The organism is Leclercia sp., assembly GCF_036780805.1.
In the GTDB taxonomy this organism is placed as follows: domain Bacteria; phylum Pseudomonadota; class Gammaproteobacteria; order Enterobacterales; family Enterobacteriaceae; genus Enterobacter.
In genome coordinates, this window is the sequence record NZ_DAIQCE010000006.1 from 141,737 (window position 1) to 166,465 (window position 24,729).

The 24,729-nt window shown below is 55.3% G+C and carries 25 protein-coding genes; 8 read left to right on the forward strand and 17 right to left on the reverse strand.

Features of this window, described 5'->3' with window-relative positions:
• Positions 1-2 precede the first annotated feature (2 nt).
• Positions 3-1,421: a glutamate synthase subunit GltD gene (gene gltD, locus V7Q49_RS15915; protein WP_333853457.1), complete on the forward strand. Its 1,419-nt coding sequence runs from the start codon at positions 3-5 to the stop codon at positions 1,419-1,421.
• 58 nt (positions 1,422-1,479) lie between these two features.
• Here the strand turns inward: gltD and V7Q49_RS15920 are convergent, their stop codons facing one another.
• The 10 genes from V7Q49_RS15920 to zapE form a co-directional block, all read right to left on the reverse strand.
• Positions 1,480-2,172, reverse strand: coding sequence for a DUF1120 domain-containing protein (locus V7Q49_RS15920; RefSeq protein WP_333853459.1), 693 nt, complete (start codon positions 2,170-2,172; stop codon positions 1,480-1,482).
• The gene (locus tag V7Q49_RS15925) at positions 2,169-2,699 is read right to left on the reverse strand and encodes a hypothetical protein (RefSeq protein ID WP_333853461.1); all 531 of its coding nucleotides are present in this window, start codon (positions 2,697-2,699) and stop codon (positions 2,169-2,171) included. The genes V7Q49_RS15920 and V7Q49_RS15925 overlap by 4 nt, the downstream gene beginning before the upstream one ends.
• Complete coding sequence (locus V7Q49_RS15930) at positions 2,696-5,074, reverse strand: fimbrial biogenesis usher protein (RefSeq protein WP_333853463.1); 2,379 nt, start codon at positions 5,072-5,074, stop codon at positions 2,696-2,698. Before V7Q49_RS15930 ends, V7Q49_RS15925 begins: the two co-directional genes overlap by 4 nt.
• A gap of 20 nt (positions 5,075-5,094) precedes the next feature.
• Positions 5,095-5,766, reverse strand: a complete 672-nt coding sequence (locus V7Q49_RS15935; protein WP_333853465.1) for a fimbria/pilus chaperone family protein — start codon at positions 5,764-5,766, stop codon at positions 5,095-5,097.
• 156 nt (positions 5,767-5,922) lie between these two features.
• Positions 5,923-6,636, reverse strand: coding sequence for a DUF1120 domain-containing protein (locus V7Q49_RS15940; RefSeq protein WP_333853467.1), 714 nt, complete (start codon positions 6,634-6,636; stop codon positions 5,923-5,925).
• 495 nt (positions 6,637-7,131) lie between these two features.
• Positions 7,132-7,620, reverse strand: a complete 489-nt coding sequence (sspB, locus tag V7Q49_RS15945) for a ClpXP protease specificity-enhancing factor (protein WP_333853535.1) — start codon at positions 7,618-7,620, stop codon at positions 7,132-7,134.
• Positions 7,621-7,625: 5 nt separating this feature from the next.
• Positions 7,626-8,264: a stringent starvation protein SspA gene (sspA, locus tag V7Q49_RS15950; protein ID WP_059307097.1), complete on the reverse strand. Its 639-nt coding sequence runs from the start codon at positions 8,262-8,264 to the stop codon at positions 7,626-7,628.
• Positions 8,265-8,576: 312 nt separating this feature from the next.
• Complete coding sequence (rpsI, locus tag V7Q49_RS15955; RefSeq protein WP_003025138.1) at positions 8,577-8,969, reverse strand: 30S ribosomal protein S9; 393 nt, start codon at positions 8,967-8,969, stop codon at positions 8,577-8,579.
• Positions 8,970-8,984: 15 nt separating this feature from the next.
• The gene (gene rplM, locus V7Q49_RS15960; protein WP_024551131.1) at positions 8,985-9,413 is read right to left on the reverse strand and encodes a 50S ribosomal protein L13; all 429 of its coding nucleotides are present in this window, start codon (positions 9,411-9,413) and stop codon (positions 8,985-8,987) included.
• Between the two features lie 337 nt (positions 9,414-9,750).
• Positions 9,751-10,875: a cell division protein ZapE gene (gene zapE / locus V7Q49_RS15965; protein ID WP_333853472.1), complete on the reverse strand. Its 1,125-nt coding sequence runs from the start codon at positions 10,873-10,875 to the stop codon at positions 9,751-9,753.
• 190 nt (positions 10,876-11,065) lie between these two features.
• Between zapE and zapG the strand changes: the two genes are divergently transcribed.
• The 3 genes from zapG (at position 11,066) to degS (ending at position 14,158) form a co-directional block, all read left to right on the forward strand.
• Positions 11,066-11,464 carry a Z-ring associated protein ZapG gene (gene zapG / locus V7Q49_RS15970; protein ID WP_333853474.1) on the forward strand — a complete coding sequence of 133 codons (399 nt, stop codon included), beginning with the start codon at positions 11,066-11,068 and terminating at the stop codon, positions 11,462-11,464.
• 170 nt (positions 11,465-11,634) lie between these two features.
• A complete protein-coding gene (gene degQ, locus V7Q49_RS15975) occupies positions 11,635-13,002 on the forward strand; it encodes a serine endoprotease DegQ (protein WP_333853476.1) in 1,368 nt (455 codons plus the stop codon).
• Positions 13,003-13,090: 88 nt separating this feature from the next.
• Positions 13,091-14,158 (forward strand): outer membrane-stress sensor serine endopeptidase DegS, encoded by a 1,068-nt coding sequence (gene degS / locus V7Q49_RS15980; RefSeq protein WP_333853478.1) that lies wholly within the window; start codon positions 13,091-13,093, stop codon positions 14,156-14,158.
• 69 nt (positions 14,159-14,227) lie between these two features.
• On the opposite strand, the gene mdh is transcribed toward degS, so the two are convergent.
• Positions 14,228-15,166: a malate dehydrogenase gene (gene mdh, locus V7Q49_RS15985; protein ID WP_032614538.1), complete on the reverse strand. Its 939-nt coding sequence runs from the start codon at positions 15,164-15,166 to the stop codon at positions 14,228-14,230.
• 404 nt (positions 15,167-15,570) lie between these two features.
• Here mdh and argR point away from each other — a divergent pair, with 404 nt between their 5' ends.
• The 3 genes from argR to yhcN (V7Q49_RS16000) all read left to right on the forward strand — a co-directional run bounded on the left by argR (position 15,571) and on the right by yhcN (V7Q49_RS16000) (position 17,066).
• Positions 15,571-16,041, forward strand: coding sequence for a transcriptional regulator ArgR (gene argR / locus V7Q49_RS15990; RefSeq protein WP_032614540.1), 471 nt, complete (start codon positions 15,571-15,573; stop codon positions 16,039-16,041).
• Positions 16,042-16,418: 377 nt separating this feature from the next.
• Positions 16,419-16,682 (forward strand): peroxide/acid stress response protein YhcN, encoded by a 264-nt coding sequence (yhcN, locus tag V7Q49_RS15995; protein ID WP_333853480.1) that lies wholly within the window; start codon positions 16,419-16,421, stop codon positions 16,680-16,682.
• A gap of 117 nt (positions 16,683-16,799) precedes the next feature.
• Positions 16,800-17,066, forward strand: coding sequence for a peroxide/acid stress response protein YhcN (gene yhcN / locus V7Q49_RS16000; RefSeq protein ID WP_333853482.1), 267 nt, complete (start codon positions 16,800-16,802; stop codon positions 17,064-17,066).
• A 59-nt stretch (positions 17,067-17,125) separates the two neighbouring features.
• On the opposite strand, the gene V7Q49_RS16005 is transcribed toward yhcN (V7Q49_RS16000), so the two are convergent.
• The 5 genes from V7Q49_RS16005 to aaeX form a co-directional block, all read right to left on the reverse strand.
• On the reverse strand, positions 17,126-17,398 hold the full coding sequence (locus tag V7Q49_RS16005) for a barstar family protein (protein WP_333853484.1): 273 nt from the start codon (positions 17,396-17,398) through the stop codon (positions 17,126-17,128).
• A 46-nt stretch (positions 17,399-17,444) separates the two neighbouring features.
• Positions 17,445-18,899, reverse strand: coding sequence for an NAD-dependent succinate-semialdehyde dehydrogenase (locus V7Q49_RS16010; RefSeq protein ID WP_333853486.1), 1,455 nt, complete (start codon positions 18,897-18,899; stop codon positions 17,445-17,447).
• A gap of 87 nt (positions 18,900-18,986) precedes the next feature.
• Entirely contained in the window at positions 18,987-20,954 is a 1,968-nt protein-coding gene (aaeB, locus tag V7Q49_RS16015; RefSeq protein ID WP_333853488.1) for a p-hydroxybenzoic acid efflux pump subunit AaeB, read from the reverse strand.
• Positions 20,955-20,959: 5 nt separating this feature from the next.
• The gene (gene aaeA / locus V7Q49_RS16020) at positions 20,960-21,892 is read right to left on the reverse strand and encodes a p-hydroxybenzoic acid efflux pump subunit AaeA (protein WP_333853490.1); all 933 of its coding nucleotides are present in this window, start codon (positions 21,890-21,892) and stop codon (positions 20,960-20,962) included.
• A gap of 7 nt (positions 21,893-21,899) precedes the next feature.
• On the reverse strand, positions 21,900-22,103 hold the full coding sequence (aaeX, locus tag V7Q49_RS16025; protein ID WP_032614553.1) for a p-hydroxybenzoic acid efflux pump operon protein AaeX: 204 nt from the start codon (positions 22,101-22,103) through the stop codon (positions 21,900-21,902).
• A 177-nt stretch (positions 22,104-22,280) separates the two neighbouring features.
• Between aaeX and aaeR the strand changes: the two genes are divergently transcribed.
• Positions 22,281-23,204 carry an HTH-type transcriptional activator AaeR gene (gene aaeR / locus V7Q49_RS16030; RefSeq protein WP_333853493.1) on the forward strand — a complete coding sequence of 308 codons (924 nt, stop codon included), beginning with the start codon at positions 22,281-22,283 and terminating at the stop codon, positions 23,202-23,204.
• A gap of 42 nt (positions 23,205-23,246) precedes the next feature.
• On the opposite strand, the gene tldD is transcribed toward aaeR, so the two are convergent.
• The gene (gene tldD / locus V7Q49_RS16035; protein WP_333853495.1) at positions 23,247-24,692 is read right to left on the reverse strand and encodes a metalloprotease TldD; all 1,446 of its coding nucleotides are present in this window, start codon (positions 24,690-24,692) and stop codon (positions 23,247-23,249) included.
• Between the last annotated feature and the right edge of the window lie 37 nt (positions 24,693-24,729).

Sequence of the window (24,729 nt, forward strand, 5' to 3'; positions counted from 1 at the left end):
AGATGAGCCAGAATGTTTACCAGTTTATCGACCTGCAGCGTGTGGATCCGCCGAAGAAGCCGCTGAAGATCCGTAAAATTGAATTTGTTGAGATCTACGAGCCGTTTTCCGAAGGCCAGGCCAAAGCACAGGCAGACCGCTGCCTGTCCTGCGGCAACCCGTACTGCGAATGGAAATGCCCGGTCCATAACTACATCCCAAACTGGCTGAAGCTGGCCAACGAAGGACGTATTTTCGAGGCCGCCGAGCTGTCTCACCAGACTAACACCCTGCCGGAAGTGTGCGGCCGCGTGTGTCCTCAGGACCGTCTGTGCGAAGGCTCCTGTACCCTGAACGACGAATTCGGTGCGGTGACCATCGGTAATATCGAGCGCTATATCAATGATAAAGCCTTCGAGATGGGCTGGCGCCCGGACATGACCGGCGTGCGCCAGACCGACAAACGCGTGGCGATCATCGGTGCCGGTCCGGCAGGCCTGGCCTGTGCCGACGTGCTGACCCGTAACGGCGTGAAGGCAGTGGTATTTGACCGCCATCCAGAAATCGGCGGTCTGCTGACCTTCGGCATCCCGGCCTTTAAGCTCGAGAAAGAAGTCATGACCCGCCGCCGTGACATTTTCACCGGCATGGGTATTGAGTTCAAACTCAATACCGAAGTGGGCCGTGACGTGCAGCTCGACGATTTGCTGAAAGATTACGACGCCGTGTTCTTGGGCGTCGGCACCTATCAGTCGATGCGCGGCGGGCTGGAAAATGAAGACGCGTCAGGCGTATACGACGCGCTGCCATTCCTGATTGCCAACACCAAGCAGATGATGGGTTACGGCGAAACCGCCGCTGAGCCATACGTCAGCATGGAAGGCAAACGCGTGGTGGTGCTGGGCGGCGGTGATACCGCGATGGACTGCGTGCGTACCTCCATTCGTCAGAATGCGTCTCACGTTATCTGTGCCTATCGTCGTGACGAAGAGAACATGCCGGGCTCAAGACGCGAAGTGAAAAACGCGCGTGAAGAGGGCGTGGAATTCCAGTTCAACATCCAGCCTCTGGGTATTGAAGTGAATGCCAACGGCAAGGTCAGCGGCGTGAAGATGGCGCGCACCGAAATGGGCGCACCGGATGCCAAAGGCCGTCGTCGTGCGGAGATCGTTGCCGGTTCCGAGTATGTGATCCCGGCTGATGCGGTGGTCATGGCGTTTGGTTTCCGTCCGCACAGCATGGAATGGCTGGCGAAACACAGCGTCGAGCTGGACTCCCAGGGCCGCATCATCGCCCCGGAAGGTAGCGACAACGCGTTCCAGACCAGCAACCCGAAAATTTTCGCCGGTGGCGATATCGTTCGCGGTTCCGACCTGGTGGTAACCGCCATTGCCGAAGGCCGTAAAGCGGCAGACGGCATCATGAACTTCCTCGAAGTCTAAACACAACGGCCCGGTCAGCATCACGCTGACCGGGCCGCTTCTTTACTCCCCTACCGTATTACAAATAGACGAGGCTGATAACGGCTTCGCCATCTAAGGTGATCTTCTGGCTACTCCCGAGCGCGTTGGCGACAGCCGCGCTTACCGTCAGCGGTATGCTCGCCGAACTCAACGGCTGCGGCGCCACAGTCCCTTTTTTCACAAAGGTATAGAAATAGTCTTCGGTTGCCGGCAAGACAGGTTGTTCGCTCTTCGCCCAGGGCCCGCTTTTACTCCCCGCGCCTGCAATATCAACGCTGACCTGCTGGCTACCCTCAGAGACCATCACGCCAGCCGCGTTGATCAACACCGCATAGCTGCCGATGGGCTTGTTCTCGGCCGTGACCCCCAGGCCAAATGTCCTGGTGACGTCACCAACGTATTGATCCGCGATCAGCGGCCCCAAACCGCCGTTTTTATCCTTCCCGACGACCGCCGACGCCGGACGTGTATCTCTGGCGGTGATAGCCACCGCGGTTGACGATTCACAGGTAATGGTTAATGTCAGTTCGCGGGTACCCAGCTGGGTAAAGGCGTTAGTCGACAGGCTATTCATACTGCGTGCGCCAAAATCCACCTTGCCGTTGTTACTGAGTACTGGCGTGCAGGCGGCGGCTTCCAAAGTGACGTCAAAATCGATACTGACGGTGTCATTTGCCCCTGCGGCATTGACCGTCAGCGCCAGGAGCAGCAATGCAAAGCGACGTTTCATTGGGTCTCCAGCTTCACGTTGAGGTTGCCTCGCCAGGTTGTTTTTTCGCTGATGGTCGCCTGGTTAAGACGGGAATGTACCGTCAGGGTTACCGACGCGGTTTTCCCGCTCACTTCTGAACCATCGATAAAAGCCAGCCCCTGGTTGGGAGTGATGGCTTGCTGCAACTGACCCGCAGAAGCAGGGGAAGCATCCGCACTCTGCACCAGTGCGAGCTGCACGGGGCGATCGTCAACATACGCACTGGCAGCGATAATCTGCATCTCACCCCCCTGCCCCAGCATAAAGTTATCGCCCCCGGACAACGTACTGCCTGTTATCAGACGCATCCGTTGCGGTTGGTCACATAACACATTAATAATAATGTTTTTTTCAGGCAGGCTGTGCTGCTGATCTGGCGCCAGCTGCCGCTCTGCCGCGCTAACGCGCCCATAAGAAACCTGTTGTTGGCTGGCGCTAAGCTGGCATTCAGCCCAACCGCTGAGCGGCAGCGCCAGCAGCGATATCGCTAAGGAGAGTAATTTCACTGGCATGTTCCTTTTGCCGTTTCATAGAAAACATTCACTTCAGGCTGGTCTGGCAATGCCAGCATGATGCTGCAAACGCCCTGCTCCAGTTCAGCAACCAGCGTCTGGCGAGGATGAACATCATTCAGGAACACGACGCCATCATCCACGGCGGTGGTCAGATAGCGGCCATTGTTGTCCCGGATCGCTGTCCCTTTGGGCAGTTTCTTACCGTCGGCCATATGTACGGACAGCAGCAAACGGCGCTGAGAGATTGCCGTAAAGGTAATTCGCCCAACCGAGCCCCGCCCCTGGTTCACCATTTTTACCCCATTGGCGATATCCATATTTTTTGGCAAGGTTTCGGTACTTACTTCCAGCCGGGAATCCCGCCAGGCATTGAGGGAAGGAATGACCGCCTGACCGCTGTAATCACTCCAGACTGGCCCTTGCGGTGTCTCTATTTTGATCCCAGCGACCGGGTAATCGAGCGAAGCAATGGCAAAGGTATCGTTTACCGGCAGCGGGGAGAAGGTCACGCCGCCGCCATGCGCCACCACGCCGCCCTGCAGGGAGCCGGAGTAGTTGCGGCTGCGATCGCCATTCTGGGCGGCATTGAGCATCAGCTGCGAGTAGTGCAGATTGCTGCTAATACCGGCGTTGAAGCTGTTCTCATTTTCCTTCATCTCATGCTCGATCCCGAGGGTATAAGCGGAATCGTCCGTGAGTTTACCGCTTGCCGTTGACCCGATACGGTTTCTGTCGCCATCGCGACGTACATAAGTGCTGACGCTCTGCCCACCCAACGGGATACTGAGGTTGATATACAACTGGTCTTCGGTTTTTACGCCGTTGCGATCGTTGCTCAGCTGATGCTGCCAGTTGGCGGAGAGATAGGATGAAAACAATTTCCTGCCCCAACTGGCATTCAGATAGCGGGTTTTACCCCTGTCATTGAAATGCTGCGTCTCATAAATCGAGGTGCTGATGGCGCCGAGGGTTGGATGCTGCCAGCGAAGGCCAACGGCATATTCGCGTTTTCTGGGGTGAGTGTAGTGTTTATCCAGTGAATCGGAAAACTCACGAAAATTCTGCGTATAGTGAGCCGCCGATGCGGTAACGCTCACCCCAAGCGGCGTCTCAGCACTCAGCGACAGTTCAACATTTTGCCCCTGCCGCGATTCATCACGCTCTAGCGACTGCTTCCCCTTCACGCTCAGGGTAAGCTCAGGCAGCGGTGCCGTATCGATGCTGACGCCGACGCCCTGATACGCCTTCGCCATAATCACCGCCACGTTGCCTCTGGCCGCGTTCGTCAGACGCCAGCCTTTCGACAGGCTGGCGACCCAGGGTTGCTTGCTGTAATCATCGCTGACGCGGCCGACGGATAAAAATACCCCTGCCGGATTACCCATTCTCTGCCGGTATAATGCGGAGGGGACGACAAAGCTATGCTGGCTGCCATCCGTTTCGATAACGGTGACATTCAGGTCGCTGGTGTAATTTCGCAAAGCGATATCGTTGAGGGTAAACGGGCCGACAGGAACCAGCGTGGACGCCACCAATATCCCCTGCTGGCGTACTTCAACACGCGCCTGAGAGGTATTGGCGATCCCGCTGACCTGCACGGCACTGCCTGCGTCCATCAGGGCACCTTCTGGCGAAAACGCCACGCCGTACAGACCCGTGCCGTTCAGCAGCGGGTTATTCATGCTCACTTCGCCAAACTGGCCGGTCGTGCGTAAACCGGCAAACGTACGCTGCAGGTACGTCTGGCTGTTTTCGCTGTTAAAGCGCCCATTGGAACGACTCAGCATCTGGTGGGTGCGCAGCATCCAGTCCGCGATATTAACCCCCCCATCCAGCTGCGCCTGCGAGTAGTCTGAGCTACCGCCGTCGTAGTCATTTCGGGAGGACATCACCGTGTAGTTGAGCAGCGCGGCACGGCCGCCTGTTATGGCGTTATCGGAAACCATCGTTGGTCGCGCGAGCTGATCGGGTGGAACGATCATTTCAACACGTTCTTGTCCCGGCAGGACGTTAATCACCGCACCGGGGAAGCGCTGCTGATAGTCGTAACAATCCTGGTTACTCTCGTCAGGAATAAGCAGACTGGCCTGTTGCAGGAAAGCGTTATCCAGGCAGAGTTTTCCGTCATCATCGAAACGGGCAATAACGCGCCCTCGATCATGACCATTGACGCTGAGCGTGACCGGGGTATCGCCCGGCATAAAGCGCGCTTTTTTAGAAAAATAATGGGATATCGATGGGTTTATGCCCAGCGATTTTAAGGTTTCCTGATCAAATTCGACACTGGCCATTTCCGTATCGGCCGCGCCTGCCGTTTCTGAGCAAAAAAGGCTTGCTGCACAGGCGAGCAACGTTCTTTTAAACATCCTTGTTTTCCTTGAACGGCTTACTGTAACGGGCTTATCTGGCGTTCACCTTTGTATCCATAACGGCTGGCCGGATAGAACTCGATTTTGCTGTCCGAAGCATCAGGCAGCTTCACTGTCATGCTGGTATGCGGTAATAAGTAGGTTTTACTCAGCGCTCCCGTACGCCCTGAAGGCAGCGAGGTAAACCCGGTCGTCATCCGTACGACATAGGCGGAAGGGTTACTGACTTCAAGCATGTTGCCCTTCTTGTGCCACTGCAGGTGTTTCCATGGCATGGTATCTTCCGCCAGCCCGGCAGGGTGAATAATGACCGGCAGATCCTGACGAATTGTTACCGCCAGCCGCTCTTTACCTTGTTCCTTCGGTGGGATCCCTTCAAAAGTTACGCGTTTCAGCTCTTCCTGCATTAGCGGTTTTTCCGTTTGCAATATAAAACGCATGCGCTGAACCGCACCGGCTTCCACCCGAACGACGGGCTGAGAGACGATAAGCCGCACAGATTTATTACTTTCCGGTAAATCGACAATATTGGTATAAAGCAGCGCCGGGTTTTTATCGGTATTGGTTACGTTCATACTGGCTTCGCCTTTGTGCGCATCAACCAGTAATACCGAGGTTTCAGGAACCATTCCCGTTGCGCAGGCCTGCGTAGCGAATATAAAAAGTGGGAATATAAGGTTTTTTTTCATTATGCTCTACCGTTAAGGTTGTAATAATTGGCGATAAATAAAACCCCAGAGGTATTAATAAAATAAGCAGATAGAATTTAATGACAAATCAAAAGAGATATTGCGGATATAAAGAGACGGCGATGAGATCACCGCCGCTATTTTATTTATAGAATATTACAGATAAACCATGCTCAGCGTGGCATTGCCGTCAAATGTGATGGCGTCGCCACCCAGAACAGACTTGGTTTGAACGCCAGCAGAGATTTTCAGCGGCATTGACAGCTCTTCAAACAGTTTAGGCGTGACGGAACCTTTATTCGCAACAGTCATGATGCGTTCGCCATTGGTCAACTGTGTTTGCAGACCTTTCTCAACCCACCCCTTCCCTTTGTTATCTGACGTGATGACTGCCACCTCTGCACCATCCGCGGTGGTATTGACGGAGTCAACAACCAGGCTGTAAGCACCGATCTTCTCGCCGTTTGAGGCCAGACCAAGACCAAAGCCATAGAGAGGACCATCCGCGTTAGTACCATCCATGCCGGCTTTTTCCAGATAGGCTGTTTCTGACAGCGCAACAGCAGAAGAAGCACGGTTATCAGTCATGGTAAAGCCCACGGTCGCGGCGGCATCACAGCTAATTGTCAGGGTTACATTTTTGGTACCCAGTTGTACCAGGCTGTTACCCGTTGGAGCGTTAGTAATCGCGCTGGTTGCCATGGAGCCGAAGGCAACTTCGCCATTACCACTCAGTGCTGGCGTACAGGCTGCAGGGGCGATAGACCCGGTCACTTTCAACGTTAAATCATTGGCCGCCATTGCCTGAGAAGAGGCGAGAAACGCTGCGCATACCGCAACAGCCGATACTGTTTTTTTAAATGCTGACATTTTATTTCCTTAATATTAATAACCATCGGAAATTACCGCTGGTATTGTCCCTACTAACATTTGGTGTTGTTTCTTACAAAGAAACGGAGCAGTAATGTTTATGCATTAGCGGAAGGGAGTTTACATTAAGCTTAACTAGTCGCCATTTAATAAAACTACAACACCCGTTAATTTTGGCTCAAAATATAATTAAGCATCATGATAGAAGATCGTTCTAAAAAAAATAATAGCCAACAAGAAATAGCCAAAATTAAAAGTCAAGACTATTTCAAAGAATAACAATCTGTTCACTATCTATTTCACATGTTACTCGGGGATACGGCAGCAAAAAATAATAATATGAACAGACAAGAAGAGGACCCTGCCTTTGCAATACATTGATGAAAATTATATAAAGCTAGCAATTTTTCAGATATGACTATGCTTATTTTAAGAGCAATCAGCGACCATTTTTCCTCACAAGAGATAAAAAAACAGGGCCAATGGCCCTGTTTCTTACTTAACGACGCGCAATGAAGGACGTCCGCCACGCGGTGGCGGCTCATCATCGGGATCGTTGTCATGATCGGGTTTATCGCCATCGATAACTGACATCACCGTCTCGTTTTCACCGACAGTTTGATCGTCATCATTCAGGCTGGCTACCTCTTCATCATACGCCGCTTCCGGCTCAAACATGGTGCCTGCGCCGTTTTCCCGCGCATAGATCGCCAGCACAGCCGCCAGCGGAACAGAAACCTGACGCGGTACGCCGCCAAAACGCGCGTTAAAGCGAACTTCATCATTCGCCAGCTCGAGACCACCTACCGCGCGTGGCGCGATATTCAATACGATTTGCCCGTCACGCGCATATTCCATAGGAACCTGCACGCCCGGTAACGTCACATCCACAACCAGGTGCGGCGTGAGCTGGTTATCCAGCAGCCATTCATAGAAGGCACGCAGCAGATAGGGACGGCGCGGAGACAGCTGTGACATTTCCACAATCATTAACCCCGGCCGAGACGCATTTCACGTTCAGCTTCAGTCAGAGAAGCCAGGAAAGAGTCGCGTTCGAATACACGCGTCATGTAGCCTTTGAGCTCTTTCGCGCCCGGGCCGCTAAATTCTACGCCCAGAATCGGCAGACGCCACAGCAGCGGAGCCAGGTAGCAATCGACCAGGCTAAACTCGTCGCTCAGGAAGAACGGACGCTGACCGAATACCGGTGCAATCGCCAGCAGCTCTTCGCGCAGCTGTTTACGCGCGGCATCCGCTTCTGAAGAAGAACCGTTCACAATGACGTTCATCAGCGTATACCAGTCTTTCTCGATACGCTGCATGTACAGACGGCTTTCCCCACGCGCGACCGGATAGACCGGCATCAGCGGTGGATGCGGGAAACGCTCATCCAGATATTCCATAATGATACGGGATTCCCACAGGGTCAGCTCACGATCCACCAGCGTTGGTACGCTCTGGCTTGGATTGAGATCGATCAGATCCTGAGGCGGGTTATCCTTTTCCACATGCTCGATCTCAAAACTGACACCCTTCTCGGCCAGCACGATACGAACCTGATGGCTATAAATGTCAGTAGGACCAGAAAACAGCGTCATTACCGAACGTTTGTTGGCAGCGACAGCCATGAAAACCTCCAGGTATATTCAGAATTTTTACTGCTACCAGCCATACAGGCTAGCCAGATGTTTTGTTGTCCATCCCAGGGAATTTCCACCGTTGTTCAAAAAGAGAACAAAAATCGAGCATTCACCGTTATTTGGACAGAAAAGTGGATGATAGTTTACCAGATTTTGCGACCTTTGTGGTGAGGGGATTCTGGAAATGCGGAAAAAGAGGTCAGAAAGGGCGTTTGCATGTGGATAACCTGAGCGTTACCCATAAAAAAACCCGCCGAAGCGGGTTTTTCGCCAATTGTACTCTGCCGAAGCAGAAACCAATTAACGTTTGGAGAACTGTGGACGACGACGTGCTTTACGCAGACCGACTTTCTTACGTTCAACCTGACGAGCATCACGAGTAACGAAGCCTGCTTTACGCAGTTCGCCACGCAGGGACTCATCGTACTCCATCAGAGCGCGGGTGATACCGTGACGGATCGCACCAGCCTGACCAGAGATACCACCACCTTTAACAGTGATGTACAGATCCAGTTTCTCAACCATGTCGACCAGTTCCAGCGGCTGACGAACTACCATGCGGGCAGTTTCACGACCGAAGTACTGTTCCAGAGAACGTTGGTTGATTACGATTTTACCACTGCCCGGTTTGATGAACACGCGAGCGGCGGAGCTTTTGCGGCGACCAGTGCCGTAGTATTGATTTTCAGCCATTGCCTATAATCCCGATTAGATGTCAAGAACTTGCGGTTGCTGTGCCGCGTGGTTGTGCTCGTTACCTGCGTAAACTTTCAGTTTACGGTACATAGCACGACCCAGCGGGCCTTTTGGCAGCATGCCTTTAACCGCGATTTCAATCACACGCTCAGGACGGCGGGCAATCATCTCTTCAAAGGTCGCTTGTTTGATACCGCCGATGTGGCCGGTGTGGTGATAGTACACTTTGTCAGTACGCTTGTTGCCGGTTACAGCAACTTTGTCAGCGTTCAGAACGATGATGTAATCACCGGTATCTACGTGCGGAGTGTATTCCGCTTTGTGCTTACCGCGCAGGCGACGAGCCAGTTCGGTAGCCAGACGGCCCAGAGTTTTACCGGTCGCGTCAACAACATACCAGTCGCGTTTTACGGTTTCTGGTTTAGCTGTAAAAGTTTTCATTAAAAGCTTACCCAAATAAATAAGTTACACGTTGGTGAACACCCAAACGTTTAGTAGTTGAGGTTCACACGACATTGTCCAGCAAACCTACCCCTTCGAATAGCCTATGCCGGCGCAGAGAAAGTTTTGGGAAAAAAACCTTCTTGTAACGTGGGGTCGCAAGATTATAGAGAAGTCAGGGGTAAAGGTCGACCCCTAATTGTGATTTGACGCGGGTTTTTCCGGAAGGTTGGGAAGTGCGGTCTGTTACCCTCACCCCGGCCCTCTCCCACGGGGAACAGGGCGGTCTGGTGCCCTCACCCCCAGCCCCTCTCCCACGGGGAGAGGGTGGCATTTATTACGGCATATGTTCGCGCTTCAGGTACTCTTCGCTTTGCATCTCCTGCAGGCGCGACAGGCAGCGCTGGAACTCAAACTTCAGCCGCTCTCCCTGATAGATCTCATATAAAGGCACGGCGGCGCTTACCACCAGCTTGACGTGGCGCTCATAAAACTCATCGACCAGCGCGATAAAGCGTCGGGCCTCGCTCTCCATCAGCGTGGTCATCACCGGCACATCGAACAGCATCACCGTGTGGAACAGGCGCGAGAGCGCAATATAGTCGTGCTGGCTGCGGGCATCGACACACAGGGTCGCAAACGACACGGCGAGGGTTTGATTGACGACGCCCAGGGTTTGCAGCGGGCGATGGTTCACCTCCAGCACGTCGGCGTTATCACGTTCGGCCCCCGCCAGCGCCAGCCACAGCTTGTCCATCTGGCGTTGCGTGTCGTCGTTTAACGGCGAGATCCACAGATGGGCCTGGGTCAGGGTCCGCAGGCGATAGTCGACACCGGCATCGACATTCATAATGTCGCAATGCTCTTTTATCGCATCAATAGCGGGCAGGAAGCGGGCGCGTTGCAGACCGTTGCGGTACAGCTCATCCGGTGGAATGTTGGAGGTCGCCACCAGCGTAATCCCGCGGGCAAACAGCGCTTTCATCAGCCCGCCCAGCAGCATGGCGTCGGTAATATCAGAGACAAAAAATTCGTCGAAGCACAGTACGTCGGTTTCGGCTTTGAAACGCTCGGCAACGATATCCAGCGGATCGCTCTGCCCCTGCAGGGCCGTCAGCTCTTCATGTACCCGCAGCATAAAACGGTGAAAATGCAGGCGCTGCTTACGCGTTCCCGGCAGGCTCTGGTAAAACAGATCCATCAGCCAGGTTTTGCCGCGCCCTACCCCGCCCCACATATATAAGCCGCGTACCGGCGTGACGCTTTGCGGCGCTTTCTTACCCAGCAGTCGCCCAAATGCGGCCTTGAGACCTCCCGCAGGGTTGGCTTCGGCCGGCTGGGTGGTCAGCGCCTGCCAGATGCTGTCCAGACGTCTTACCGCTTCACGCTGTACATCATCTGGCTGGTGGGAGCCCTCATTCAGGGCCTGTTGGTAACGCGATGTTGGGGAAAGGCTTTGCATGATCTTATTGTTATTCCTTCAATTAATACCCGCCAGCCTGTTCAGTTGGCGAAAAAAAGGCCGTTCTACAGTACGCGATGATGCGGTGGGATTCCACTTCTAAGGAAATAGCGGTTATAGTGGCATAATCAGGCACAGGCATGAAGCCGAGCCAACACCCTACGGAACCACAAGACAACGGGAGAAGTTCATGACCTGGGAATATGCGCTAATTGGTTTAGTCGTCGGCATCGCTATTGGCGCCGTGGCCATGCGTTTTGGAAATCGCAAATTGCGCCAGCAACAGGCTTTGCAGTACGAACTGGAAAAGAACAAAGCTGAACTGGACGAGTATCGCGAAGAGCTGGTAAACCACTTTGCCCAGAGCGCCGAGCTGCTGGACAACATGGCCCATGATTACCGTAAGCTTTATCAGCACATGGCGAAAAGCTCCAGCAGCCTGCTGCCGGAGATGAGCGCAGAGAACAATCCGTTCCGCAACCGTCTGGCGGAGTCCGAAGCCAGCAACGATCAGGCACCGGTACAGATGCCGCGTGACTACTCCGAAGGCGCATCCGGCCTGCTGCGCGGTGGCGCAAAGCGCGATTAATCGCACATCACAAATAAATTTTACGGGCGCAGTCATTGCGCCCGTCCTTTCTTCCTGACCCCAGCTATTATTTAGTCAAACACCTCATTGTTCAGCGTTTTAAAATTCAATAACATCAGACTGTTTCAGGGCCGTTATTCTTCCATTCCAGGTTGCGAGAGCCAGCATAAATGAACAAAAAAAATCAGCTGTTGAGCGCGTTAGCATTAAGTATCGGATTATCGCTGTCGGCATCTTGGCCGACGGCGGCCGCAATCCCTTCGCAGATCCCGGGCCAGGCGGCGCTCCCGAGCCTTGCACCGATGCTGGAAAAAGTCCTGCCCGCAGTGGTAAGCGTGCAGGTCGAAGGCACCGCGGTGCAGAGCCAGCGCATCCCGGAAGAGCTGAAAAAGTATTTTGGCGATGATGCCCCTGACCAGCAGGCCCAACCTTTTGAAGGGCTGGGCTCCGGCGTGGTGATTGATGCTGCGAAAGGCTATGTCCTGACCAACAACCACGTCATCAGCCATGCCGATAAAATCAGCGTCCAGATGAACGACGGTCGGGAGTTCGAGGCTAAGCTAATTGGTGGCGACGATCAGAGCGATATCGCCCTGCTGCAGCTACAGAACCCAACCGGCCTGACGCAAATCGCCATCGCCGATTCCGACAAGCTGCGCGTCGGGGATTTCGCCGTCGCGGTAGGTAACCCCTTTGGTCTGGGCCAGACGGCCACCTCCGGCATCATCTCCGCGCTGGGTCGCAGTGGCCTGAACCTCGAAGGGCTGGAAAACTTTATCCAGACCGACGCCTCCATTAACCGCGGTAACTCCGGCGGCGCGCTGCTGAACCTGAACGGAGAGCTGATCGGCATTAACACCGCGATTCTGGCTCCCGGCGGCGGCAGCGTGGGGATTGGTTTTGCCATCCCCAGCAACATGGCCCGCACGCTGGCGCAGCAGCTGATTGATTTTGGCGAAGTGAAGCGCGGCCTGTTGGGCATTAAAGGCACCGAAATGAGCGCCGATATTGCCAAAGCGTTCAACCTGAACGTGCAGCGCGGCGCCTTCGTCAGCGAAGTGTTGCCGAATTCGGGCTCGGCAAAAGCGGGCGTGAAATCAGGGGACGTGATCGTCAGCCTGAATGATAAACCGCTAAGCAGCTTTGCCGAGCTGCGCTCGCGCATCGCCACCACGGAGCCGGGCGCCACGGTTAAGCTTGGCATTTTGCGTGACGGCAAACCGATGGATCTGCAGGTTACGCTGGATAAAAGCACCTCATCATCGGCCAGCGCAGAGATGATTGCCCCGGCGCTGCAAGGGGCGACCTTGAGCGACGGGCAGTTAAAAGACGGCACCAAAGGCATCACCCTCGACAGCGTCGAGAAGAGCAGTCCTGCCGCGCAGGCCGGTCTGCATGAGAATGACGTGATCATCGGGGTAAACCGCGTGCGCGTACAATCTATTGCCGAAATGCGCAAAGTGCTGGAAGGCAAACCTACCGTTATTGCCCTGCAGATCGTGCGCGGCAACGACACGCTCTATATTCTGCTGCGTTAAGCCTGTACCCGTCCGGACATCGCCACGTGTGATGTCCGGATAAGTCATGCTATGCTGCTTGCGATCTTCCCTTAACGACGCCCGTATCATGGTTTTAAAGCTCATTCGTTCGGTCGCTATCGGCCTGGTTGTAGGTGGCCTGTTACTGGCCGCGATGCCCTCTTTACGTCAGTTCAATCAGCTGGCTGCGCCGCAGTTTGACAGCGCAGATGAAACACCTGCCAGTTACAATCAGGCAGTACGCCGCGCCGCCCCTGCGGTGGTTAACGTCTATAACCGTGGGCTGAACAGCACCAGCCATAATCAGCTGGAGATCCGCACCCTGGGCTCCGGGGTGATCATGGATGAACGCGGCTACATCATCACCAATAAACATGTGATCAACGATGCAGATCAGATCATCGTTGCGCTGCAGGATGGCCGCGTCTTTGAAGCCCTGCTGGTCGGCTCTGACAGCCTGACGGATCTGGCGGTCCTCAAAATCACCGCCACGGGCGGCCTGCCCGTCATTCCCATCAACCGTAAGCGTACCCCGCACATCGGCGACGTGGTGCTGGCGATCGGTAACCCCTATAACCTCGGGCAGACCATTACCCAGGGGATTATCAGCGCGACGGGTCGTATCGGCCTGAATCCATCCGGCCGGCAGAACTTCCTGCAGACGGATGCCTCCATTAACCACGGCAACTCCGGCGGCGCGCTGGTGAACTCGCTGGGCGAACTGATGGGCATCAACACCCTCTCGTTTGATAAGAGCAACGACGGGGAAACGCCCGAAGGCATCGGCTTCGCCATTCCGTTCCAGCTGGCCAACAAGATTATGGATAAGCTCATTCGCGACGGACGGGTGATCCGCGGCTACATTGGCATTGGCGGGCGTGAGATTGCTCCGCTGCATACCCAGGGTGGCGGCATCGACCAGATTCAGGGGATTGTGGTGAACGAAGTGACTCCTGGCGGTCCGGCTGCGGAAGCGGGTATGAAGGTTAACGACGTTATCGTCTCGGTGAACGGGAAACCGGCGATATCGGCCCTGGAGACCATGGATCAGGTGGCTGAAATCAGGCCTGGCTCGATCATTCCGGTGGAAGTGATGCGGGATGATAAGAAACTGACGCTGCAGGTGACCATTCAGGAATACCCGGCCACCAACTAAGTTTGCAAACATAAAAAAACCGGAGTCGATGCTCCGGTTTTTTTATTACCCTGACGGGAAGTGAGTCGCTTACTTGTTAACGAACTCTTCGCCCAGCACGATATCGTTCTTCAGCGTGTCCAGCATGCCGGCCATTGCCTGCTGCTCAAACGCGCTCAGGGTGCCGATGGATTTACGCTCTTCGATACCGTTTTTACCCAGCAGCAGCGGCTGAGAGAAGAAGCGTGCATGTTCGCCGTCGCCTTCAACGTACGCACATTCCACCACGCCTTGCTCGCCCTGCAGGGCGCGCACCAGAGACAGACCGAAACGTGCTGCAGCCTGACCCATAGAGAGGGTTGCAGATCCGCCACCCGCCTTCGCTTCCACCACTTCGGTGCCAGCGTTCTGGATGCGTTTGGTCAGGTCAGCTACTTCCTGCTCGGTGAAGCTCACGCCTGGGATCTGGGACAGCAGTGGCAGAATGGTCACGCCAGAGTGGCCACCGATTACCGGTACTTCCAGCTCGGTTGGCTGCTTGCCTTTCAGTTCCGCCACAAAGGTGTTGGAGCGGATGATGTCCAGCGTGGTCACGCCAAACAGTTTGTTCTTGTCATACACACCCGCTTTTTTCAGCACTTCTGCTGCGATAGCCACAGTGGTGTTAACCGGGTTAGTGATGATACCGATGCAGGCTTTCGGACAGGTCGTCGCGACCTGCTGAATCAGGTTCTTAACGATACCGGCATTCACGTTGAACAGGTCGGAACGATCCATGCCTGGCTTACGCGCCACGCCTGCGGAGATCAGCACAACGTCTGCACCTTCGAGCGCCGGGCGCGCATCTTCACCGGAGAAGCCTTTGATTTTGACAGCCGTCGGGATGTGGCTCAGGTCAACCGCCACACCAGGGGTTACCGGGGCGATGTCGTACAGAGAGAGTTCTGAGCCTGCAGGCAGCTGAGTTTTCAGTAGTAGGGCAAGCGCCTGGCCGATACCGCCAGCAGCGCCGAGGACTGCGACTTTCATCCTAAACTCCTTATTATGGTGAGCTAACTTTCTGTTACTCCGTCGCGGCGACCTTAATTCAGCAGATCAATAATTACAATCTTCATAGTTTGAGAATTAGCGGTCACGCGCTTTTCGCTTCTGCCGGAAGGCTATCGGGCGTTATGCGATAACTAAGCAACGAATCAAGAGGGGGTTACAATACACCCTCGCCAGCCACCAAAACAACATCAATTTGATAACATTTAATTTACTTTTAAGCTTATTTGCGAGGCGTGACGCAGGCATGTTCCTTGATAACGAATTTTGATAAAATCACTCCCTTTCATAACATTATTTCAGCCTAAGATTGGGCAGATAGTTTGCATAAAAATTCATCCATGTGCATAATAATGTTGTTTCTACCGCTATATTTCGGGTGATTTATGCGAATCTCTTCTAAACAAGAAGAATTGGTTAAGGCGTTTAAAGCGCTGCTTAAAGAAGAAAAGTTTAGTTCTCAGGGTGAGATCGTCCAGGCCTTACAGGAAGAAGGCTTCGAAAATATCAACCAGTCGAAAGTCTCCCGCATGTTAACCAAGTTTGGCGCAGTGCGTACCCGCAACGCCAAAATGGAGATGGTTTACTGTCTGCCTGCTGAACTGGGCGTACCGACAACCTCGAGCCCGCTGAAGAATCTGGTGCTGGATATCGACTATAACGATGCGGTGGTGGTGATCCACACCAGCCCGGGCGCTGCCCAGCTGATTGCGCGTCTGCTCGACTCGCTCGGGAAAGCAGAAGGTATTCTCGGCACCATCGCCGGTGACGATACTATTTTCACCACCCCGGCCAATGGTTTCTCGGTGAAAGACCTCTATGAAGCCATTCTGGTCCTGTTCGAACAGGAACTCTGATCCTCTTCCCTGCTGCCTCTCGCAGCGGGGAATCTTCGGCTCCCGCCTCGTTTTTCCTTACATTCTGTTATCTGCGATTTAACAAATAGTGCGTTTTCTGGCTTCAATTCATTCATGCAGCGGATGATTCTCTCCACGATCGCACGAATAATCAAATTGTCATATATTTATGATTTTTATGGAAATAGGTGCGCATTTTGCGTCCGACCCCCGCTTTTTTATTCCCTTCTGTTATAAAACTTCATTTGCTTAATACGTAATTTCACGAGAAACAATTAGCATGGTATTAATTTTTGCCGTTATTAGTGTATACTTGATTTTGTGATGAGGGTCACGAAACGAAGACCCCAGTAAAGAATATGACGAGGAAGAGAATCATGAAAATCAAAACTACCGTAGCCACCCTAAGCGTTCTGTCTGCTCTGTCTTTCGGTGCCTTTGCTGCCGATTCCATTAACACCGACCAGGCCCAGTCCCGTGAATCTATCGGTACTGTTTCCATCGGTGCTGTCGGGACTTCTCCGATGGACATGAATCAGATGCTGAACAAAAAAGCGCAGGAACAGGGTGCCTCATCCTATCGCGTTATCGAAGCGCGTACCGGTGACCACTGGCATGCTACTGCTGAGCTGTACAAATAAGTCGTACCGAGCACTATCCGATATACCCGTTATCTCAGTTCAACGACACCAGGCATAAAAATAGCAGCACAACCCTTCTCGCCGTTGAACGTGCCCTGTAAGTAAGGAGTAAAGACTATGAACACTAAATTAATCATCGCCACCCTGGGTTTAGCTTCCGTTCTCTCATTCGGTGCCAGCGCAGCTGTGCATCAGGTTAACGCGGAGCAAGCACAAGGTCTGCAATCACTGGGTAGCGTAGGCGTCAGCGAAGTTGCCGGTTCGCCAATGGATGTTCGTCAGGCCCTGGCAGCAAAAGCTGAAAAAGCGGGCGCCAGCAGCTATCGCATTACCGAGTTAAATACAGGCGACCACTGGCATGCCACGGCCGAACTGTACAAATAAACCCTCGTCGTATTGATATACGACTTGCCCCTGCCTCGCAGGGGCTTTTTTTTGCCTTTTTACGGACGAACGTTAAAGCGGATCTGGCCTTCCAGCTCCTCTTCCGCCTCATCAAACAGCAGGATCAGCGCGCCAAAGCGTCTGCGCAGCTTTTCCGGCAAATGGGTAAACTCGATTTCAAGCGGCAGCGGCAGCTGGCTGCCGATCACGATCTCCCACAGAGAATCCAGGTCTGTCACGCTCTCCCGCGCGATGCCAAAGGTACGTGAAAACTCACGGTAAAAGTCTTCCTGACTGTCGATTTCATCAAAATCAAACGTATAAATATTCATCTTCCCGCCACCCCGTCCAGGCGGGCGGCTGATGCCGCCCTGCCGATTATAATCCCCCGATATGCAGGGTTTTCACTTCCAGGAACTCCTCCAGTCCCAGGACTGAGCCTTCACGCCCCAGCCCCGACTCTTTCACCCCGCCAAACGGCCCCAGCTCGGTGGAGACCGCGCATTCATTAATCCCGATCATGCCGCTCTCAATAGCCTGCGAGACGCGGAACACCCGCTGCAGATTCTGGGTATAGAAATAGGCGGCCAGGCCAAAGGGCGTATTATTGGCGCGCTGAATCACCTCCTCTTCAGAGGTAAAACGGAAGCAGGCTGCAACGGGCCCAAAGGTCTCTTCGCTGGCCAGAGCCATCCCTTCATGGCAATCGCCCAGTACCGTTGGTTGCCAGAAGTTGCCACCCAGATCGTGCGCTTTACCGCCTGCCAGTACCCTCGCCCCTTTGGCGACCGCGTCTTCGACATGCTCGCGTACTTTTTTCACTGCGGAAGGCTCAATCAGCGGCCCGACAACGGTGCCCTCCTGCAGGCCGTTACCCACTTTTAAGGCATTGACGGCGGCGGCAAGCTGGCTGACGAAAGCGTCATACACCGACTCCTGAATATAGAAGCGGTTGACGCTGACGCAGACCTGGCCCGCATTGCGGAATTTATTGGCGATGGCCCCTTTTACCGCGGCATCAATATCGGCATCGTCAAAGACGATATAAGGTGCATTGCCGCCCAGCTCCATCGAGACTTTTTTCATGGTTTCGGCGGCATTGCGCATCAGCGTTTTGCCGACCGCCGTCGAGCCGGTAAAGGAGATTTTGCGCACCTCATGGCTGGCCATGATCGCATCGCTTATCTCAGAGGTGTTACCCGCCACCGCGTTAAGCACGCCGTCCGGGACGCCCGCTTTTTTGGCAAGGGTCAGCAGCGCAAAGGCGCTGAGCGGTGTGTTGTTGGCCGGTTTGATCACGCCGGTACAGCCTGCGGCCAGTGCCGGACCCAGCTTGCGGGTCAGCATCGCCATCGGGAAATTCCACGGCGTGATGGCCGCGACCACGCCAATCGGTTCACGGGTGGCCAGAATACGGGAGCCGGGTTTAACCGGGGGAATGATTTCACCGTTGGCGCGTTTGGCCTGCTCGGCGAACCACTGAATAAAGCTGGCCGCGTATTCCACCTCGCCTTCCGCCTCTTTAAGCGGTTTGCCCTGTTCGGTGGTCATCAGTTGTCCAAGCCACTGCTTGTTTTCAATGATTAATTCATACCAGCGATAGAGGATGGTCGAGCGCTCTTTTGCGGTTCTGGCCCGCCACGCCGGGAAAGCACGGCTGGCGGCGGCGATGGCCTCTTCGGTCTCTTTGGTGCCCGCTTTTGCCACTCTGGCAATCACTTCACCGGTGGCCGGGTTAAGTACATCAAATGTGGTGTCGAGCGTTTTCCATACGCCATCAACCAGATATCCTGTCTGAAATAGCGCACTGTCCTGGAGAGCCTGGGTAGTCATGTATCCTCCCATTCTGGGTTTAAGTACTTGCCCGAATAAGTATAGTCACAAAAAAACCGACGCTTACGGCGTCGGTTTTCAGGAGGATTAGCTGTCGGTGAGCGCGTTCTGGTAGCGATGCAGCATCCCTACCAGCCGCTGCACCGGTTCGGTCACCTGTCTCGGCGCCTCCCAGATGCGCAGTTTTTCCTGGTAGATATCCAGCTCCTCAAGCAGCTGAGCAAAATAGCGTCGCCGCTTGTCGTCGCTGGTGGCCGAAATGACGTGATCGGCGGTGCGCCGCAGCTGACGGTGAAACGCCGAGAGATCGTCATTCACCGGCACCGGCGCATTGCGCAGACGCTGGTGGGCGATGATCAGGGTCAGGGCCAGGCGGAACTTGGCGATGTCGCCCGGGAATTTGGTCAGCAGTAAAAACAGCTGCTGATAGAGTGCGGGGAGATGGTTCTCTTTGCGCCGGGCGGTGTTGGTGGTCATCGCTGAAACGGCAGCGGAAACAAACTGGTTGAGCAGCACGCGGCCAGTGCGGGCCTGCGAGTTATCGCGCACCAGCAGAATGACCATCATGGCGAGGAAGCAACCGACAATCTGCCCCAGCGCGCTGTCGAGAAACTGGCTGAAGTGGAACGTCATCGGGTTATCCAGCACCAGAATATTGATGGTACTGGCGAGCGCCCCGAGCGACCCCAGACGTCGCTTCTGTACTTCGATACCAATAAAGAAGGCCATCACCGCAAGGCTGATACAGAGCAATAGCATGCTTTGCTGGGTCGAGGGCAGAACCACCAGGAAATAGAAAGCGCCAATCGGCAGAGCTGCCAGTGTGCCGTACAGAAAATCGAGCGCCACCATCCGCGGATTCGGCAGACGCATCGCCAGCGAGGTGACCACGGCGATCATCACCATGGCTCCGCTGCCGGAAGTCCAGCCGGTCCACAGCCAGAATAACGTGCCGAGCATACAGGCGAGCGTGGTACGCCAGAAGTTGACCATCGCATGGTGACGTTCCGCCGACTCGGCTTTAACCACCACCTCACCCTGCAGGACCTCTTCTTCGGTGGCGCTGATTTTGGTATTGCCGATCACCCCACGTTTGAGAAGCAGGTAGCGCGTCGCCGCACCCACCCAGGTATAGATGGTCACCGGGGTGTCGCGCTCGCCGGTCCAGGCGATGACTCGCCGCATGCGTTTGAGCTGTTTATGCACATCCTGCACGGTGGTCACGGGAGTGGCAAACTGCTCCCGGAAGGTCTCGGTGATCGCCTCCGGGCGGGTGTTCTGGATCAGATAGGTTTCGCAGGCCTGGGTGATCAGGGTTAAGGAGACGGTATTGAGCGCCTTCAGGCGGCGGTTGGCCCGCGACCAGCGCGACGACTCCATATTGAGGTTGCTGCGCATCCCTTCCAGGGCGGTGGTACGACGCACCAGCGCGCTCCAGGCGTTATCGACCTCTTCACTGTCGCCATGCTTGATGCACAGCTGCATCAGCTGATACTGGGCGACGATCAGCGCATCCAGCTCGCGATCCACCTCCTGCTTAATAGAGCGGGGGGAGAAGAGCAGATCCGCCACGATCGCACAGACAATCCCCATCACGATCTCGCTGCAGCGCTCCACGGCAAACTGCGGCGCCAGCAGCGGGTTGGTCTGAATGGTGATGATAATGATCAGCGCGGTGTAGCCGGAAAGGCCCCAGGCGTAGGAGTTTTCCACCCGCACCAGAGAAGAGATCCAGGTGCAAAAACCGGCCCAGATACAGCACACCATCAGCATCAGCAGCGGAGTGCGGATCATCAGGATCACGATGGTCAGCGCGGCGATACAGCCGATAAAGGTGCCGACAATACGCAGCATCCCGCGATAGCGTATTGCCCCGGAGTAAGGTTCCCCGCCCGCCGCAAACGCCGGGCCTGCGGCGACAATCGCCGCGGTCAGCACCGCCCAGCGGGGGGTTTCCAGCTGAAAGTGAAAGCCAACGAACAGCGCCAGCACGATGGCGAAGGCCAGCTTAATCGCAAAGCGCAGGTGCTGGTTGGCGATGGAGAAGATGCCCATGGCGATTAACCAAACTCGCGCAGACGGTGGGCAATTTTACGGAACAGCGAATCATGGCTGGCGTCCCGATCTTTCTCGCCGGTGATCACTACGGTGGCGGTGGTGCCTGCTGGCCACAGGTTGCCCTGCTGTTCATCCAGACGTATACGCACCGGCACGCGCTGCGCCAGACGTACCCACTCCAGATTGGAATCCACGGTCGCCATCCCTTTGCTGTCGCGGGTGGCGCTGGAGTTGGTCACCCCTGCCGCTACGCTGTCCACCGTCCCTTTCAGAACACGATTGCTGCCCAGCGGGGTGATCTCCGCCCGATAGCCCGGACGGACGCTCTCCAGCTTGGTCTCTTCCATATAGGCCAGCACATAGAAGGAGTGCTGTTTGACCAGCGCCACGGCGGTAGAGCCGCGGGTAATAAATTCGCCGGTGTAGACGTTGAGGTTGGTCACCCAGCCGTCGGACGGGGCGCGGATCACTGTACGCTCAAGATCGAGCTTCGCCAGATCGCGGGTGGCCTCGGCCTTCGCCAGCTGATGCAGCACGGTTTGCAGCACGTTATTGGACTGGTCGATCTCCTCACGGGACATCGCCTGCACCCCCAGCTGATTACGGCGCCCCGCCTCGCGGCGTTTTTCCGCAGCCAGCGCCTGGTAATAGGCGACATCGGCTTCCGCTTGTTCCAGCGCTTTCTGGTAGCGCGGCTGGTCAACGGTGAACAGCACCTGATCCTTTTTCACCAGCTGGTTATCATGCACATTGACGGCCGTGATCAGCCCCGCCACGTCCGGGGCAATGGCGACAATGTCGGCACTAAAGCGCGCATCGCGCGTCCAGGGCGACTCGGTGTAGTAAACCCACGCGCGAAAAATAGCGATGAACGCGAGGATAACCAGCGCCACGGTAATGGCGGTACGGGAGATTTTTCTTGTTAGCGTTTTCACATCTACCTCAAACAAACAGGCGCGATACCAGATAGAACAGGCAGCAATACAGCGCGGAATTGAACAATGCAGGGTGCCAGACGAAATCATAGATCCCGGTAGGAGCCAGCACCTTTCGCACCAGCCAAAAAATCGCCAGTGATAAAAGCAGTTCGAAGAATATCGGTGGGAACGACAATCCGAACACCACGATAACGGGAAACAGACTCATGTTGACCTTGATTAGAGCGAGCAGGCGAAAGAATTATTCAGCATACGGCACCGCAGAAGGGGCAAGAAAAGCCGGGCGAGAGTGGCGTAGCTATAATGTATTAATAATATATTAGCGTAACTGTTATGCTGTTATCTATCATATGTGATCTAAATCACTTTTAAGCCAGAGTGAATAATGGAACGTCTAAAACGGATGTCAGTTTTTGCCAAAGTCGTCGAGCTGGGCTCCTTCACCGCCGCGGCCAGGCAACTGCAGATGAGCGTCTCGTCAATCAGTCAGACCGTCGCCAAACTGGAAGATGACCTCCAGGTGAAGCTGCTCAACCGCAGCACCCGCAGCCTCGGCCTGACCGAAGCCGGTAAAATCTATTATCAGGGCTGTCGGCGGATGTTGTATGAGGCCCAGTCGGTGCATGAGCAACTCTACGCCTTCAACAACACCCCCATCGGCACCCTGCGCATCGGCTGCTCTTCAACTATGGCACAAAATGTCCTGGCTGAAATGACCGCCGAGATGTTGCAGGAGTATCCAGGGCTGACGGTCAACCTGGTCACGGGTATTCCTGCCCCGGATCTGATTGCTGATGGGCTGGATGTGGTGATCCGCGTCGGGGCGTTGCAGGACTCCAGCCTCTTCTCCCGCCGTCTGGGCAGTATGCCGATGGTGGTATGCGCCGCGAAAAAGTACCTCGCCAGAGCGGGGATCCCGGAGAAACCGGCGGATCTCAGCAATCACGCCTGGCTGGAGTACAGCGTGCGCCCGGATAACGAATTTGAACTGGTCGCGCCGGAAGGGCTGTCGACAAAACTGCTGCCGCAGGGGCGCTTTGTCACCAACGATCCGATGACCATTTCCCGCTGGCTGGTGGCCGGGGCTGGGATCGCCTACGTCCCGCTGATGTGGGTGATCAACGAGATCAACAGCGGCGAGCTGGAGATCCTCTTCCCGCGCTATCAGTCGGATCCGCGCCCGGTGTATGCGGTCTATACCGAAAAGGACAAACTGCCGCTGAAGGTGCAGGTGTGCATTAACTATCTGACGGACTATTTCGTGCAGGTGGCGGCGCTGTTTCAGGAGATGCGGGGAAGGAAGGAGTGATGACAGTCCCCTCTCCCTTTCAGGGAGAGGGTTAGGGTAAAACTAAGCGGTACCGCCGACGGTCAGGTTATCCACCTTCAGGGTCGGCTGACCGACGCCTACCGGCAGGCTCTGGCCCTCTTTGCCACAGACACCGACGCCGTTATCCAGCTTCAGATCGTTACCGACCATCGAGATCTGCTGCATCGCTTCGATGCCGGAACCAATCAGGGTTGCCCCTTTCACCGCTTTGGTCACTTTGCCCTTCTCGATCAGATAGGCTTCTGAGGTCGAGAAGACAAATTTGCCGGAGGTGATATCCACCTGGCCGCCGCCGAAGTTTGGCGCATAGATGCCATACTCCACCGACTCGATGATCTCCTGCGGCGTGGACTTGCCCGCCAGCATATAGGTGTTGGTCATACGTGGCATTGGCAGGTGCGCATAGGATTCACGACGGCCGTTGCCGGTTGGTGCCACACCCATCAGGCGCGCATTCAGTTTGTCCTGCATGTAGCCTTTCAGGATCCCGTTCTCGATCAGCACGTTGTACTGACCCGGCGTCCCTTCGTCGTCGATGGAGACAGAACCACGGCGATCGGTCATGGTGCCGTCATCCACTACGGTGCACAGCTCAGAGGCCACCAGCTCGCCCATATGGCCGCTGAAGACCGAGGTGCCGCGACGGTTGAAGTCGCCTTCCAGACCGTGACCTACTGCTTCGTGCAGCAGCACGCCAGGCCAGCCCGCGCCAAGTACCACCGGCAGGGTGCCCGCAGGTGCCGCGACGGCAGAGAGATTGACCATTGCCATCCGCACCGCCTCTTTCGCCCAGGCGTCGGCACGCACTTCGCCGTCTACCGGGTTCAGGAACCATTCATAACCAAAACGACCGCCGCCGCCGCTGGAGCCGCGCTCGCGTTTGCCGTCCTCTTCTACCAGCACGCTGACGGAGAGACGGACCAGCGGACGCACGTCGGCGGCCAGGGTGCCGTCGGTCGCCGCCACCAGAATCAGCTCATACACACCGCTCAGGCTGGCCGACACTTCCTGCACGCGCTTGTCTTCCGCACGGGCGACTTTGTCCACCCGACGCAGGATGTCCAGCTTCTCTTCCCGGCTCATGCTTTGCAGCGGATCGACGCTGGTGTAGAGCGCAGAGTGCTGCACTTCGCCCAGAGTTTTCACCCGACCGTCACCGCTGTCGCGCACGATGGTACGTGCCGCCTGCGCGCTCTGCTGCAGGGCAGTCAGGCTAATCTGGTCCGCATAGGCAAAGCCGGTTTTCTCGCCGCTAACGGCGCGGACACCGACGCCCTGGTCGATGTTATAAGAGCCATCTTTGATGATGCTGTCTTCTAAAACCCAGGATTCGTGATAGCTCGACTGAAAGTAGAGATCGCCGTAGTCGAGACGGCGTTCGGTCAGTTGACCAAGAATGGAAAACAGGTCCTGATGGCTCAGGCCGTTCGCTGCCAGCAAATGTTCACTTACCAGGTTCAGACTCATCTTTTTGCTACTCGTTCGTTGCCGTCCACAGGACGTA

Excerpts from the sequence above, each read along its gene's own strand:
- gltD (WP_333853457.1), top strand. The coding sequence starts at position 3 with ATGAGCCAGAATGTTTACCAGTTTATCGACCTGCAGCGTGTGGATCCG.
- V7Q49_RS15920 (WP_333853459.1), bottom strand. The coding sequence starts at position 2,172 with ATGAAACGTCGCTTTGCATTGCTGCTCCTGGCGCTGACGGTCAATGCC.
- V7Q49_RS15930 (WP_333853463.1), bottom strand. The coding sequence starts at position 5,074 with ATGTTTAAAAGAACGTTGCTCGCCTGTGCAGCAAGCCTTTTTTGCTCA.
- V7Q49_RS15935 (WP_333853465.1), bottom strand. The coding sequence starts at position 5,766 with ATGAAAAAAAACCTTATATTCCCACTTTTTATATTCGCTACGCAGGCC.
- V7Q49_RS15940 (WP_333853467.1), bottom strand. The coding sequence starts at position 6,636 with ATGTCAGCATTTAAAAAAACAGTATCGGCTGTTGCGGTATGCGCAGCG.
- sspA (WP_059307097.1), bottom strand. The coding sequence starts at position 8,264 with ATGGCTGTCGCTGCCAACAAACGTTCGGTAATGACGCTGTTTTCTGGT.
- rpsI (WP_003025138.1), bottom strand. The coding sequence starts at position 8,969 with ATGGCTGAAAATCAATACTACGGCACTGGTCGCCGCAAAAGCTCCGCC.
- rplM (WP_024551131.1), bottom strand. The coding sequence starts at position 9,413 with ATGAAAACTTTTACAGCTAAACCAGAAACCGTAAAACGCGACTGGTAT.
- zapE (WP_333853472.1), bottom strand. The coding sequence starts at position 10,875 with ATGCAAAGCCTTTCCCCAACATCGCGTTACCAACAGGCCCTGAATGAG.
- zapG (WP_333853474.1), top strand. The coding sequence starts at position 11,066 with ATGACCTGGGAATATGCGCTAATTGGTTTAGTCGTCGGCATCGCTATT.
- degQ (WP_333853476.1), top strand. The coding sequence starts at position 11,635 with ATGAACAAAAAAAATCAGCTGTTGAGCGCGTTAGCATTAAGTATCGGA.
- degS (WP_333853478.1), top strand. The coding sequence starts at position 13,091 with ATGGTTTTAAAGCTCATTCGTTCGGTCGCTATCGGCCTGGTTGTAGGT.
- mdh (WP_032614538.1), bottom strand. The coding sequence starts at position 15,166 with ATGAAAGTCGCAGTCCTCGGCGCTGCTGGCGGTATCGGCCAGGCGCTT.
- argR (WP_032614540.1), top strand. The coding sequence starts at position 15,571 with ATGCGAATCTCTTCTAAACAAGAAGAATTGGTTAAGGCGTTTAAAGCG.
- yhcN (WP_333853480.1), top strand. The coding sequence starts at position 16,419 with ATGAAAATCAAAACTACCGTAGCCACCCTAAGCGTTCTGTCTGCTCTG.
- yhcN (WP_333853482.1), top strand. The coding sequence starts at position 16,800 with ATGAACACTAAATTAATCATCGCCACCCTGGGTTTAGCTTCCGTTCTC.
- V7Q49_RS16005 (WP_333853484.1), bottom strand. The coding sequence starts at position 17,398 with ATGAATATTTATACGTTTGATTTTGATGAAATCGACAGTCAGGAAGAC.
- V7Q49_RS16010 (WP_333853486.1), bottom strand. The coding sequence starts at position 18,899 with ATGACTACCCAGGCTCTCCAGGACAGTGCGCTATTTCAGACAGGATAT.
- aaeB (WP_333853488.1), bottom strand. The coding sequence starts at position 20,954 with ATGGGCATCTTCTCCATCGCCAACCAGCACCTGCGCTTTGCGATTAAG.
- aaeX (WP_032614553.1), bottom strand. The coding sequence starts at position 22,103 with ATGAGTCTGTTTCCCGTTATCGTGGTGTTCGGATTGTCGTTCCCACCG.
- aaeR (WP_333853493.1), top strand. The coding sequence starts at position 22,281 with ATGGAACGTCTAAAACGGATGTCAGTTTTTGCCAAAGTCGTCGAGCTG.
- tldD (WP_333853495.1), bottom strand. The coding sequence starts at position 24,692 with ATGAGTCTGAACCTGGTAAGTGAACATTTGCTGGCAGCGAACGGCCTG.